This window comes from Nostoc sp. ChiVER01 (assembly GCF_034531155.1).
Taxonomy (GTDB): Bacteria; Cyanobacteriota; Cyanobacteriia; order Cyanobacteriales; family Nostocaceae; genus Nostoc.
The window spans coordinates 136,659-150,664 of record NZ_JAVRBS010000021.1; the positions used below are offsets into that span (position 1 = coordinate 136,659).

Here is a 14,006-nt window from a genome sequence, read left to right on the forward strand (position 1 = left end):
ACGCTTGCGGACTAGCTACTGTCTTGATTCTGAATCCTGAATTCTGACTTCTGGATTCTTCTTTAACCCTTGATATATACAGAATCATGCGGTTAGGAAAGACTTACCGCAAGGGAGGTTTTATGAACGAAAAAGTAAAATCGGGTTCGCGGAATGTTGCAATTGTCGGGCCTTATTTGAGTGGAAAAACCACTTTACTAGAAAGCTTGTTATTTGTCACAGGGGCAATTTCTCGCAAAGGAAGTATTAAGGATAGCAATACAGTAGGAGATAGTGCTGCCGAATCGCGTGATCGCCACATGAGTGTAGAAGTCAGCGCCGCTAGCACTGAGTATAACGGCATTCGCTTTACTTTTATCGACTGTCCGGGAAGTGTAGAATTTGCCCAAGAAACGTACAATGCTTTGATGGGAGTTGATGCGGCAATTGTGGTTTGCGAACCCATCCGCGAACGAGTTCTCACCCTCGCCCCTCTATTTAAATTCCTCGACGATTGGGAAATTCCCCACCTCGTCTTCGTCAACAAAATGGATCGGGCAAATATTCACGTTTTGGAAACGTTGCACGCCCTGAAAGCAGTATCTAGCCGTCCTTTGGTAGCGCATCAATATCCCATCATGAACGGGGAACAACTCACCGGCTTTATCGATATGGTGAGCGAACAGGCATATCAATATCATCCAGGCGCACCTGCCGATCCCATTCCCTTCCCCGAAAGTTTAAAAGAAGAAGAACATATAGCGCGGGCAGAAATGCTCGAAGCCTTAGCAAATTTTGACGACCATTTACTCGAAGAACTTTTAGAAGACATCGAACCTCCTCAAGAAGAAATCCTCAAAGATTTAAAAATGGAATTAGGGGCAGATTTGGTAGTGCCCGTTTTCTTTGGTGTAGCAGAACAAGATTATGGTGTTAGACCTCTATTAGAAGCCTTGTTGCGGGAAGCCCCTGAACCAGAAACCACAGCAGAACGTCGTTTAAAAAACATAAAAGGTGATACACCTCTAGCGCAGGTATTAAAAACTTACTACACTCCCCAAGGTGGCAAACTGTCTTTGGTACGTGTTTGGCGGGGCAAATTAACTGATGGTATTGTCCTCAATGGCATTCGCACTGGTGGAATTTACCGCCTCATGGGACAACAACAGCAATCAGTTAACCAAGTTAATGCTGGTGAAATTGTCGCATTGAGCCGTTTAGAAGGAATCAAGACAGGCGATACAATTTCCACAGAACAGCAGTCGGCAATAAAATTACCCAAAGCTGTAGAGTTGGAACCAGTGTATGCCCTCGCTATTACACCTGAAAAACGCAACGATGAAGTAAAACTTAGCAGTGCCATCACCAAGTTATTAGAAGAAGACTGTTCACTTGCTTGGGAACAACATGGCGATACTCACGAAGTTATCTTGTGGGGACAAGGCGAGATTCATTTACAAGTAGCCCTAGATAGACTGCGCCGCAAATATAACTTGCCAATGACAACCCATTTACCGCAAGTGCCTTACAAAGAAACCATCCGCAAAACAGTAGCTTCAATTCATGGGCGCTACAAACACCAAAGTGGTGGTCACGGACAGTTTGGTGATGTTTTTCTTGACATCAAACCCCTACCACGCGGTACAGGTTTTAATTTTAATGAAACCATTGTCGGCGGTGTGGTTCCTAAACAGTACATTCCTGGCGTGGAAATGGGCGTGCGGGAATTTCTCACACATGGGCCTTTGGGCTTCCCAATGGTGGATTTAGCGGTAACTTTGACTAATGGTTCCTATCACAACGTTGATAGTTCCGAACAAGCCTTTAAACAAGCTGCCCGATTGGCAATGCAAACGGGAATACCCCAAGCGGAACCTACTTTATTAGAACCAATTCTGCGGGTGGAAGTGACTACACCTAGCGAATTTACTTCCAAAGTGCTGCAACTATTGAGTGGTAGACGGGGGCAAATTTTAGGCTATGAAGGCAGAAACGATTGGCAAGGCTGGGATAATATCTCTGCATACTTGCCACAAGCAGAGATGCAAAACTTTATTGTAGAGCTGCGATCGCTCACCTTGGGCGTAGGTTCCTTCCACTGGGAATATGACCATCTCCAGGAAGTACCAGAAAAACTCGCCGAACGTGTCATTAACAGCAATGGCAATGGTAGTAACGGCAACGGCAAGTAATTTTGTATTTTGGATTAATTGTAGAGTCGCGTAGGCAATGCCTGTCGTAGGCATCGTTCCAAGGCTAAGATTCCCGACTTCTGAGAGAAGTCGGGAATGTTTATTTAATCTGTAAAAAGATTAATAAACCGCTAACTTGCGTGAAATGGTATTAGTTTCATAAAGGCATTTGGGAATTATGTGATTAAGTACATTCCTCTTAACTCACAGAAAAAATTATGGGCTTTATAGTCTCTCTTGTAACTAGCCTAATTGCAATTCTCGTTTACCTCAATACAGATAAGATATCTGGTGAAAAGTCACGTTTAGCAATACGCACAATTATGATATTGATTGGCAGTATTGCAGTACTGAATTCTATTTCTAGGCTTTTGGTGATTGTCCCACCAGGCAATGTCGGTGTCGTCAACTTGTTTGGCGAAGTTTCTGAAACTACTCTCAATCCTGGTGTTCACTTGCTTAATCCCTTTAACAAAGTGCTGAATTTTTCCACTCGCATTAAGGATGTAAAGGAAAATGTAGATGTAACATCCCAAGAAGGTTTGAGCCTAAATCTTGATGTCAGTCTTCAATACAAGCTCGATCCGCAAAAGGCAGCTACAGTATATAAAACAATTGGAGATGATGAAACACAACTGGTGATTTCCAGATTCCGCTCTACTGTCCGCGCCATTACGGCAAACTACCCAGCCAGTGCTATATACTCTACCAAACGCCAAGAAATCGCCCAAAAAATTGACCAACAACTTACTCAGGAGATACCAGCTTTGGGTTTCATCGTTGAAGAAGCTCTTTTGCGAAATGTCAAAATGCCTGATACTCTACAAGCTGCAATTCAAAACAGACTCAAGACAGAGCAAGAAAACCAGCAGATGAAATTTGTTCTAGAAAAAGAGCGTCAAGAGGCAGAACGAAAGCGTATTGAAGCGCGAGGTATAGCTGATTCCCAAAAAATTATCTCTGCTGAACTTACCAACCAAGTGCTACAATTGCGAGCGATTGAAGCCACCGAAAAGCTAGCTCAATCTAATAATTCTAAGCTTGTAATTATTGGTTCTGAAAAAGGCAGTATGCCTGTTATGATCCAGCCAGAAACAGGAACTTCAAAGCCCTAAAAGTTTTTTATTAGGCTAATGGCTTGAGATAATTTCAATTGCATGAAATATACAATATACATTGTTACTTATATGATGAAATCCAAACAATTTTAGACGTATTACGAGGGTCAATAACAGACCTGCCTTGAAAATAAAACGGTTGGTAGCGGTTAGGAGAATGGTGCAATGTTGAGTACTACTTTTACCACCCTTCAGATGTACGGAATTGGCTCAAAACTCAAATAGGATTCTTATAGATAAAATCTTGTCACTGATAAATGAGGAATTTTTGGGCGCTGAAACTTTTAAAATTGGGAGAAACTAAAACGGCGTTAGTGGTGTGAATGCTTTACTTTAGTTGCTTGTGAGGGAATATCTTCATAACTAAATTACCCATATAAACTACTATCAGATGGGTAATAAGACTTGCGTAAATCAGGACAAGCACATCTAAACTCTAAGCAATTTACTAAGGAAAGATTTGAAACTTTCTTATCAAACTAAGCAATTGTAATTCTTGCTTCATCTGCGCTAAATTTCTTACCCAATGGTCGAGTTGTCCCATTTCCACCTTGCTGTCGGCTGAATGATACAGTATGAGCGTTGCTAGAAACTGATGACTATGAGCGGCGAGATTGTCGAAAAACTAAAGGAAGCTAGTACTGGCTTGTTAATGATGAGCGAGTCGGATTACCCTTTCGAGGTTGTTCAGTGGAAAGATGCTGCACCCGCAACACAGGAGAAAATATTACAGCTAACAGGTTCTCAAGACCTACCAGTAGAAGTAGTAGACTTGGACTATCTCTTTCGTAATTGTGCATTTGAGCAAGAGTGGCACAATGAATTACAGAAAAAAGATGTGAAAAAATTTCAAACACTTATCCAAACGCTTAAAGATAATCTTAGTGACATCAGCGTTTATCGTGTTGGACAAATAAATATTGACGCTTATATCATAGGCCAAACTAAAAATGGTGACTTAGCTGGAGTAGTAACAAAACTGGTTGAAACCTAGTAAGTAGGTTGGAAATTTATCTAAATAAAAGCCTAGCTATCTGTGTAGCTAGGCTTTCTCATTTTTGAAATCATCCAAACTTATAAATTGTCAACTTGCGCTTCTATTACAGACTGAATAGATGTTGAGACTTCTGAGAGAAAATTGTATCCAGTTAGAGATTCTAATGAGTCAACGCTAACCCGATAGTTTCTCCAATTCGCTGTTCGCACCCCTTGCATGTTGGGAATACTGACAGCAATAACTCTCGTGTTGGTTGTCACGCCAGCAAGACCTAAACCTGGAGTATTCAGTACAGCAATAATTTTCCAAGTTATACTAGGGACTTGAACTCGTCCATTAGCTATTGTATAGAACCTTCCGTTAGACCCGGTACCGCCCATCCCATATCCACCAGATATGATGTAAAGTTCTTTACCCTGTCCTACTAAAGTTCTGGAATATTCCTCTAGGCTTGCCCAAATTCCCTGATTGTTATCTGGGGCTTGAGCAATCATGTTGCTCATCAAAAAGGTGGCAGAATTATTGGTAACACTATTAGTTCTGTCACCACTAGGTGTCATGTGACCACGATCAAACCCACTTCCACTAAAATCGGTAGATTGAACTTGATAGCATCCAAAAGGAAGTGTTGTATCAGGTCGAAAATTATCTTGCCTTGGTGTGTTACCTAACCAACTACTATTTAACTGCCAAGACACCCAGTTTGCTCTACCTATTGAGCAGTTGTAACCAATTACATACTGTGGCTTTACCAGCAAGTAGTTATTTAGGCTGAAAGTTCCAGCATTGCTGGGGTTGCCAAGGGTTAGGTGAACACTTACTGATGATTGGGCCGGTACGATCTTTGCCAACCCAATTATCAATAAAACTACCATCACAAATGGTAGCAGAAACTTGAAAATCTTAATTTTTTTCACGTTTTTGTACTTTTGATTGCAAAAACAGTGTCCGAGTTTCTCACTTCAATATCAAGCATTCAGTGATACAAAACTAAAGATTTTTGTAATGGTAAAGATGTAGTGACACCATAGCCAGAAATCTTTGTTCGGCAAGAGTTAACAATCAATAAATCACTACTTTGCCATTACCTTGGTAACGAGCGATACCTACGGCAGGCTACGCCTACGCTTAAAATTTTGCACCCCTATACCAAGATTTATACATCTAATCAGCAATACCAATCTTTTTTCTTAGAGGAAATTTAATTATGTGAGAAATGGGGCAATTCGCACAGCAGGACATAGAAACTTAAACCCCAGTAGCTAATAAACCTTTTGCAAAAGTCAAAAAAATCAGGAATGTCATTTTGAGCGGAACTCAGGGAAGAGAAAATTTTCTCCAAATGTTTCGCTCCGCTCAAGATGACAATTTAAGCATTCATACAAGATAAGGTAAGTATACCTATAGGGCTAATGTTTGATTTCTGAAAAAGCTCGGTACAGATCGAAAAGCCTAATTTCCCACTCCCCGCCCACATAGATAATTTCAAAAATCAAATACGATTCCTATATTGCCTTAATCTTTAATTTTCTGTTTGCAGTGGCGGCTATTTTATTTAATTACCTTAAAATTCTTAATTGTAAGATATTTTTCTTCATCAGCTATCTGATTGTTATAATCGATATCAATTTGGGTTGGATAGCCGAATCTAGCATCATACCGCACATTCAGGCTGAAGGCTTTACGTTTGATAGCATCTTGAATCACATCAAACAGCTTAGGAATTGTGTTGTAACTTTGAAAGTATTCTTTAACATCTTTACCTGTAGCTAAAGAAGTGATAGAACTTGTTACACCATTACGTACTTTAATTACTACTGGCCCCCTAGCATCCTCTATACAAAAGCAACTATTGCTAAGTTCATAACTATAGTTGGAAATATTTTGCTTATTCCAGAAATTGCGATTAAAATCTAATCGCTTTTGTAATCGCCTTAAATTTAAGTTATTACTCGCTGGCGATTGTGCTATCTCTATGGAAGATTTGGACATTACTGGTAGGTTCAGTCCGAAAGATAGCAATAATCCGGCACTGATAATGATAGGTAAACGCATATCAATCCCTTAAATTTCAAAAGTATTATACATGTATTATATATAATACTTTTGAAAATTTAAGTACACTTTATATTTTTATTAAAATTTATCAGTGGGTATACAAGTGCAAATAGCAAATTTATCGCTGTAAGGGACTGGTTGGTGGGTGTAGCCTATAGCTAAATCAGATCCGATATATCGTATTGCATACATGCGAGAATATTTTCTCTATGCCGTAGAATTTTTACTGTAAAAAACAAATATTTATTTCAAGTATGAATGAATCACAAACTTGGTATATTGTCAAGCGATCTGTTGGTAATTGCGAAATTGTCCCCAGCGACAAAGTTGGCGACGATAATATAGAGATTATAGAACAGTGGGGGCCTTTTAGTTCGCAAGAAGAAGCGATCGCTCGGCGTATCGGACTTATTAGAGCTGGAAAGTGCCAACCAGTTTAATGTTAGGAGTAGAGAAGCGATTAATCGGGTCTCTACAGGAGTTAGGAGTAGAGACCCGATTAACTGCGTCTGTACAGGAGTTAAGAGTTTACAAAGATGGTTTTTATTCCTAACTCCTCACTATTGACTTCTAACTTTATTCTTAACTCTTCATTTTTCTGCTGTGGCTGCGCCCTGAGCAGCAATTTTTTTGCCTATTACGTCTACTGCTTTAGCGAATTGGGGATCTGCTAAAGTAGCAAGTTTGTCACGTTCATGAAGCCACAATTCTTGCATCTGGGCTTTACTCAAGTCTACCTTCACATCTGGACTAATACCTTTATGATTAATATCAGTACCGTTGGGGGTGTAGTAATGAGCAATTGTTACCGCCAATCCTGAGCCATCTTCCAAGGGACGCACCGATTGCACCAGTCCCTTACCAAAGGTTTGAGTACCAACTAAAGTAGCACGCTTGTTGTCCTGCAAAGCCCCTGAGAGGATTTCACTTGCACTGGCTGAACCTTTATCTACCAGTACCACCAAAGGTTTATTTGTCAAGGCGCGTCCGTTTGCCTCTTCTTTTTCAGCCTCTCCTTGGCGTTCAACTGTGGAGACAATCTTACCTTTGTCTATCCACATCCTGGCAATCTCTACACTGGAGAAAAGTAAGCCACCGGGATTACCACGCAGATCCAAAATATATCCAGCTACCTTTTTGCTTTCTAAATCTTTGATAGCGGTTTGCATTTCTTTACCAGCATTGGCGCTGAACTGGTTCAGGCGAATGTAGCCAAGATTACCTGCTGGTGTTTTCTTTTGGGAATATTTAACTGGATGAATTTCAATTCGCGCCCGTTTGATGTCAAACTGTTTTGTCTGACCATCACGCTCAATTGTTAAGCTGACTTGCGTTCCTGCTTCACCTCGAATTAGGGATACTGCCTGATTAGTATCCATCCCCTTGGTATTTTTGCCGTTGATTTTGAGGATGACATCTTTTGCCAAAATACCAGCTTTATAAGCTGGTGTATCTTCGATTGGCGCAATTACAACCAATTGCTTGGTTTTTTCATCCTGGCTGATCGTGATCCCAATCCCTGTCAATTCTCCAGAGGTATCCACTTGCATATTCTTGAATTCTGCTGGGTCCATAAACCGGGTGTAGGGGTCATCTAGCTTTTTAAGCATTTCCCGAATGGACTTATATGCTTCCTGCGGATTACTGTAGGACTTGCTTAAGTATTCTTTACGAACAGCCTGCCAGTCTACTTGATTAAAAGTACCATCTACGTAATTGCGGTATATATTTTGCCAAACTTCATCTACTAATTGTTTAGGACTTGCTTTAAATAAAGCCTGACCTCGGGAGTGAATGCCAAGGCTAGTAACAGCGATCGTGGAGAGTGTCACTGCCGTAGCACCCAAAACAAGCCTATTTTTTGTAATCACCATAATGACAGCTGCGTCAGAGGGAAAATATATAGTCAGTATGCTCAATCTAACACAGGCTACCACTGTACAGACCGAGTATGTATCCCTAATTTAAACAAAATACTTGACAATCCGGCTAGCTTGATGGTTTATACAAAATTTTTGGGAGTGGGGAGTGGGGAATCGGGATGGCCACAGGAGGCAGGAAGCAGGAAGCAGAAGTTTTTGAATTTTGAATTTTGAATTTTGAATTGATTTCTCTCTCCACTCCCCCAACCCTTTACGGTTCTACCCAGCGTCCATCTCCCTTAATCAGATTAATTAATTCCTCTACACCTTTATCTTCTGGGACTTTTTTAATTTCCTCTCTGCCACGATATAAAGAAATGTAACCAGGTGTTTTGCCAACATAACCATAGTCGGCATCCGCCATTTCTCCGGGGCCATTGACAATACAACCCATAACCGCTATGTCAAGACCAGTTAAGTGTTTAGTGGCTTCCCGAACTTTGTGCAACACTTCCTCTAAGTTAAACAAGGTGCGTCCACAAGAAGGACAAGCGACGTATTCCACCATCGTTTTTCGCAATCCCAAAGCTTGGAGAATGCTATAACAGACGGGAATTTCTTTTTCTGGTGCTTCTGTAAGTGAGACGCGAATTGTATCGCCAATGCCATCAGCAAGTAAGGTAGCAATACCAGCTGTAGATTTAATTCGCCCGTATTCTCCATCACCAGCTTCTGTAACGCCTAAATGTAGCGGATAATCCATACCTAGTTCATCCATGCGCTTGGCTATCAGGCGATAGGCGGCTAGCATTACCGGTACTCGTGAGGCTTTCATGGAAATTACCAGGTTGCGGAAATCCAAAGATTCACAAATGCGGATGAATTCTATGGCAGATTCCACCATGCCTTCTGGGGTGTCACCGTAGGTAAATAGCATCCTCTCAGCAAGGGAACCGTGATTTACCCCAATTCGCATCGATTTACCTTGATCGCGCAAAGAAACTACCAGAGGTTCTAAGGTTTCGCGGATTTTTTCGCCAATTTCGTCAAATTCGGCTTTAGTATACTCAGTTCGATTGAGGTTTGGTTTTTCAAACACATACAACCCCGGATTAATCCGCACTTTTTCTATGTGCTTGGCAACTTCTACGGCGATTTTTAGTCCGTTGTGATGGACATCAGCCACAATGGGCACATCTTGGTAAGTTTTAATTAATTTTTGTTTGATTTCTGCTAATGCTTTAGCATGAGCCATACTTGGCACTGTGACACGGACAATTTCGCAGCCTATTTCGTGCAGACGACGAATACCAGCCACAGAACCATCAATATCAAGGGTGTCTTCGTTAATCATTGACTGTACTACAACAGGGTAGCCACCACCAATAGTGACATTTCCCACCTTTACAGGGCGGGTTTTACGCCGCTTGATAGTTGTATCAAAGGTAGGTTGGCTGGATGTAGTATTTGAAGTATCTACTATGGGCAGAGTTTGCATAACCTGATTAGGTAAATTTGCTGTCGTAAAAATATCAGATTTGATAAATCTCTGTTTCCCAGATTGCCACAGGTGGTGGCTCTTTTGGTGATTAAATAGAAAAAAATGGAGAATGAGACAGGCAAAGAAATAAAAAGTAATTGAGAAGTTTTGCTCACTTGTAAAGATATATTGCTAAAAATCTTTTTAACTGAGTAGCTTGAGTAGCGATCGCGCAGGGTTCAGCAGGAAAGCTTAAGGAAGCGATGCGTTGAGTAACTAACTTTCACTCCTGTTAATACCTCAATCTTAATTTCTGCTTTTTGGTATGATTCATTTGCTAATAGCCTCAAACAACACTTTTGAAGTAATGGATTTAACCTACTTCTTGGTTTCAAACCTAGTCTTTGTAGCTGTTTGGCTTTAAGAGTCAGTTTCCCTATTAGGCTTTTTATTTTCCTAGTTTTACCTAGTGGTCTGTCCTATAAGTTCTGATTGATTAGTTTGTTACCAAAACCTTGTAGAGACGCGAAATTAATGGGACAGACCACTGGGGAGGCAGGGAAAAAAATTGGATATAGCCCAAAGGGAGACACTAAGGGTGATAGCGCAGCATAAAGCCAACTCTTAGAGACGCACTCGCATTCGCTTAGAGCGAGTCCACGAGCGTCTGGGGGTTTCCTTCATGAGCGACTAACTTTCTCGTTGAGTAAGGACTGAAGTCCTTATTTTTAAGCACTAAAATGCTTACTACAAACTATTTTGTATAAATATTAGTGAATCTCAGCAACAACTCTTCACCATCATTAATGAATCCCAACAAATGCTGACCATCTTCCACCTCCTCATTCTTCTGTTTTCTTGACGATTGCAGCATTTACTAGGTATTTTTTCCTACTTTTGGGGTAGTTTTTAGTGAAACAAGTACCCTAAAATTACAAAAAATCCTGAAATCTATATAAATTAATGGTTTCATCTATCCACATCAGGCTACAACACCTTAGAATGATTCATTGAAAAGTCGAGCCGATGGGATGTACAGCCGTTTTGAGTAAAGCTACTCCCAAAGGATGATTTTTGTATTTTCGCAAACAAAGATTTCAGTACAGATGCATCAGGGTGCATCCGTAAAGAATCTCAAGTAAACCTTCAGGAGTTTGACATGAACAAAGGTGAATTAGTTGATGCCGTAGCTGAAAAAGCTAGTGTTACCAAGAAACAAGCGGATGCAGTCTTAACTGCCGCTTTGGAAACGATTATTGAAGCGGTTTCCTCTGGTGATAAGGTAACATTGGTAGGATTTGGCTCATTTGAATCACGGGAACGTAAAGCCCGCGAAGGTCGCAACCCGAAAACAAATGAAAAAATGGAAATTCCAGCAACGAGGGTTCCTGCCTTCTCGGCAGGAAAACTGTTTAGAGAAAAGGTAGCACCCCCAAAAGCATAGGTTCTGTCTTCGGGAACCCTTTTTTAATGCGGCAACCTGCACACGGGGGAAATTTAGCCTGGGCAGCAGCACTGGCTGGCTGTTCCCCTGATGCTATTCTGGATTTTTCTGCTAGCATCAGCCCGTTGGGGCCTCCAAATAGCGCGATCGCTGCTATTCTGTCCCAAATTGGTAATCTTAAGCACTATCCAGACCCAAACTATAGTGAACTGAGACTAGCTCTCAGTCACTTCCATCAATTGCCGCCTGAGTGGATTCTGCCGGGTAACGGCTCCGCAGAATTACTCACTCTCATAGGTAGGGAATTAGCCCAATTAGCCGCGACAATTTTAATCACTCCAGCCTTTGGCGACTACAACCGAACCCTGAAGTCGTACAACGCTAAAGTGCTGGAGTGTCCTTTGTCATTAGTGAGCCAGTGCGGTCTTGGGGGTTTCCCCCATGAGCAACTGCGAACCCGAAGGGTCACTGGTCATTGGTCATTGGTCATTAGTCATTTGTCATTGACAAAGGACAAAGGACTATTGCTGAATAATCCCCACAACCCAACCGGAAAACTATTTTCGCGGGAGTCTATTTTGCCCTACCTGGAGCAATTTGCTTTGGTTGTGGTGGATGAAGCATTTATGGATTTTGTGTCACCCAATGAGGAACAAAGCCTGATTCCGGTGGTGCAGGAATATAAAAACTTAGTAGTATTGCGATCGCTGACTAAATTTTACAGTCTCCCAGGACTGCGATTAGGATATGCGATCGCACACCCCGACTGCCTAGCTAAATGGCAGTTATGGCGTGACCCTTGGCCCGTAAACACGCTAGCGGCGGCGGCGGCAATTGCGGCACTCCAGGATACTGAGTTTCAGCAGCAAACCTGGGCATGGCTACCACCTGCACGAAACCAACTCTTTCAGGGTTTGGCTGAAATACCAGGATTGCAACCCCAAGTAAGCGCTGCTAACTTTTTACTAGTTGAGTCCCAAAAGTCTACTTTGCAGTTACAGCAACAATTGCTCAAGCATCACCAGATTTTAATCCGCGATTGCCTTAGTTTTAAAGAACTAGGCGATCGCTTTTTCCGGGTTGCCATACGTGAAGAGTCTGATAACCAACGCTTACTAACAGCGTTGAGTGGGGAGGCAGGGGAGCAGAGGGGACAAGGTGACAAGGTGACAAAAGTTTAGAACTTCCAACAAGTCTTTCCCCTTGTCCCCAATTCTCAAGAGTCCCCAAGTCCTCTTTACCATGCCCAATGACAAATGACAAATGACAAATGACTATTGACTACGATGTTGTAATTATTGGCGGCAGTCTTGCTGGATACTATGCTGCTCATGCTGCAACCCAACTACGTGCTACAGTTGCCCTGGTGGAACCTAAAGTAGACTACGGGTTTACTTATCATCATGCTCTTACCGAAATCGGTAAACTGGCGCAGAAGTTGAATGATGCCGCTAGTTTTGGTATTCATGCCACACATACTGATACCTCAGAAGAATGCCATATATCTATGGCATGGCAAGAAGCTATGCTGTATGCTCAATGCGTCGCCTCAAATCTCAAGGAACAGCATTCTCCAGCCATCCTAGCCGCGTCTGGGGTAGATATCATTGTTGGCAGTGGTCAATTTCAATCTTCACCTCAACTGGCTTTTGCCGTTAACAATCGCCTATTACGCGCCCGTACCTATTTGCTAGCTAGTGGTTCGCGTCCAGAAATTCCAGATATTGAAGGATTGCAAGCCACTGGCTACCTAACCTTATCTAATATTTGGCAATACTTACAGCGAGGAATATTACCCAAAAATTTGGTAATTATCGGCGGTATTCCCCAAAGCATTGAAATTGCTCAAACTTTAGCGCGGTTTGGTTGCAGTGTAACGCTGATAGTCAAGCACCCTTATGTTCTACCTAATATTGACCCTGAGATAGCCATATTGCTTCAGGCACAGTTAGAAGTCGAAGGTGTGCGCGTCTTCACTGATAAGCCAGTGACTCAGGTTAGGCTAATTGAGGATAAAAAGTGGATTCAAGCAGGAGATAAAGCTATTGAAACTGATGAGATTTTAGTGGCGACTGCACAACAGCCAAATCTTGAATCTCTAAATTTGGCGATGGTAGGTGTGAAATGGCATCGGCGTAGCTTGGTAGTGAATGATAAACTCCAAACCACTAACCACCGTATTTACGCTTGTGGTGATGTAATTGGTGGTTACGACTTTGCCAATATTGCTAATTATGAAGCAAAAATTGCCCTGAACAATGCCCTCTTTTTCCCAAAATTACGAGTAGATTATCGCTTCATTCCTTGGGCAATGTTTTCTGCGCCGACGGTGGCGCAAGTGGGTTTAACAGAGGCGCAGGCAAAACGCATCTTTAGTCAAGATAAAGTTTTAGTTTTGCGACAATATTTTAAAACAGTGGCAGCAGCCCAGCTTCGAGATGAAACCACTGGTATGTGTAAATTAATTGTGTTAGACAATGGCGAAATTTTGGGAGCTGCGATATTGGGGGCAGAAGCTGGAGAGTTAATTAATTTGATTGCTTTGGCAATGTCCCAAAAAATTAAAGTCAAAGATTTAGCAAATTTATTTCTTGTCTATCCGAGTTTTTCAGAAATTCTGGAACAAGCTGCAAGAGAGTGGAGTAAGCAAAGGTTAAATAGCAATATTGCTTTGCAAGAGTTTTTAGAAGGTTTCTTCCATTTCCGTCGCAATTGGAATTTGTGAGTGGGGGTGGGGAGTAGGGAATAGGGAGTGGGGAGTGGGGAGTTAGAAATAGTGCTATCAAAGTGAGTCTTGTATTTATTACTAGCTTTGAACTCAGAAGTTGAGCCTTTGAACTCGGAAGTTGAGCCTTTGAACTCGGAAGTTGAGCCTT

General features: G+C 41.7%; 11 protein-coding genes and 1 pseudogene. 7 read left to right on the forward strand and 5 right to left on the reverse strand.

Annotated elements, in window-relative coordinates; genetic code table 11:
• The first annotated feature begins 122 nt into the window (after positions 1 to 122).
• The 3 genes from RMY00_RS24685 to RMY00_RS24695 all read left to right on the forward strand — a co-directional run bounded on the left by RMY00_RS24685 (position 123) and on the right by RMY00_RS24695 (position 4,283).
• Positions 123 to 2,171, forward strand: coding sequence for an elongation factor G (locus tag RMY00_RS24685; RefSeq protein WP_322650067.1), 2,049 nt, complete (start codon positions 123 to 125; stop codon positions 2,169 to 2,171).
• A 218-nt stretch (positions 2,172 to 2,389) separates the two neighbouring features.
• Positions 2,390 to 3,286, forward strand: coding sequence for an SPFH domain-containing protein (locus tag RMY00_RS24690; protein WP_322650068.1), 897 nt, complete (start codon positions 2,390 to 2,392; stop codon positions 3,284 to 3,286).
• A 604-nt stretch (positions 3,287 to 3,890) separates the two neighbouring features.
• Positions 3,891 to 4,283 (forward strand): nuclease A inhibitor family protein, encoded by a 393-nt coding sequence (locus tag RMY00_RS24695; RefSeq protein WP_322650069.1) that lies wholly within the window; start codon positions 3,891 to 3,893, stop codon positions 4,281 to 4,283.
• Between the two features lie 80 nt (positions 4,284 to 4,363).
• Here the strand turns inward: RMY00_RS24695 and RMY00_RS24700 are convergent, their stop codons facing one another.
• Entirely contained in the window at positions 4,364 to 5,203 is an 840-nt protein-coding gene (locus tag RMY00_RS24700; protein WP_416212098.1) for a DNA/RNA non-specific endonuclease, read from the reverse strand.
• A gap of 634 nt (positions 5,204 to 5,837) precedes the next feature.
• Positions 5,838 to 6,341 carry a DUF6174 domain-containing protein gene (locus RMY00_RS24705; RefSeq protein ID WP_322650070.1) on the reverse strand — a complete coding sequence of 168 codons (504 nt, stop codon included), beginning with the start codon at positions 6,339 to 6,341 and terminating at the stop codon, positions 5,838 to 5,840.
• A gap of 257 nt (positions 6,342 to 6,598) precedes the next feature.
• Here RMY00_RS24705 and RMY00_RS24710 point away from each other — a divergent pair, with 257 nt between their 5' ends.
• Positions 6,599 to 6,784 (forward strand): DDE transposase family protein, encoded by a 186-nt coding sequence (locus RMY00_RS24710; protein ID WP_322650071.1) that lies wholly within the window; start codon positions 6,599 to 6,601, stop codon positions 6,782 to 6,784.
• A gap of 150 nt (positions 6,785 to 6,934) precedes the next feature.
• On the opposite strand, the gene ctpC is transcribed toward RMY00_RS24710, so the two are convergent.
• The 3 genes and pseudogenes from ctpC to RMY00_RS24725 all read right to left on the reverse strand — a co-directional run.
• Entirely contained in the window at positions 6,935 to 8,218 is a 1,284-nt protein-coding gene (ctpC, locus tag RMY00_RS24715) for a carboxyl-terminal processing protease CtpC (RefSeq protein WP_322650072.1), read from the reverse strand.
• 259 nt (positions 8,219 to 8,477) lie between these two features.
• A complete protein-coding gene (ispG, locus tag RMY00_RS24720) occupies positions 8,478 to 9,704 on the reverse strand; it encodes a (E)-4-hydroxy-3-methylbut-2-enyl-diphosphate synthase (protein WP_322650073.1) in 1,227 nt (408 codons plus the stop codon).
• Positions 9,705 to 9,931: 227 nt separating this feature from the next.
• Positions 9,932 to 10,156 (reverse strand): annotated as a pseudogene (locus tag RMY00_RS24725) (ISKra4 family transposase); the annotation flags it as partial.
• 689 nt (positions 10,157 to 10,845) lie between these two features.
• On the opposite strand from RMY00_RS24725, the gene RMY00_RS24730 reads away from it, so the two are divergent.
• The 3 genes from RMY00_RS24730 (at position 10,846) to RMY00_RS24740 (ending at position 13,855) form a co-directional block, all read left to right on the forward strand.
• On the forward strand, positions 10,846 to 11,130 hold the full coding sequence (locus RMY00_RS24730) for an HU family DNA-binding protein (protein WP_010998076.1): 285 nt from the start codon (positions 10,846 to 10,848) through the stop codon (positions 11,128 to 11,130).
• Positions 11,131 to 11,156: 26 nt separating this feature from the next.
• Positions 11,157 to 12,311, forward strand: coding sequence for a threonine-phosphate decarboxylase CobD (cobD, locus tag RMY00_RS24735; protein WP_322650074.1), 1,155 nt, complete (start codon positions 11,157 to 11,159; stop codon positions 12,309 to 12,311).
• Between the two features lie 89 nt (positions 12,312 to 12,400).
• Positions 12,401 to 13,855 carry an NAD(P)/FAD-dependent oxidoreductase gene (locus RMY00_RS24740; protein WP_322650075.1) on the forward strand — a complete coding sequence of 485 codons (1,455 nt, stop codon included), beginning with the start codon at positions 12,401 to 12,403 and terminating at the stop codon, positions 13,853 to 13,855.
• Positions 13,856 to 14,006 lie beyond the last annotated feature (151 nt).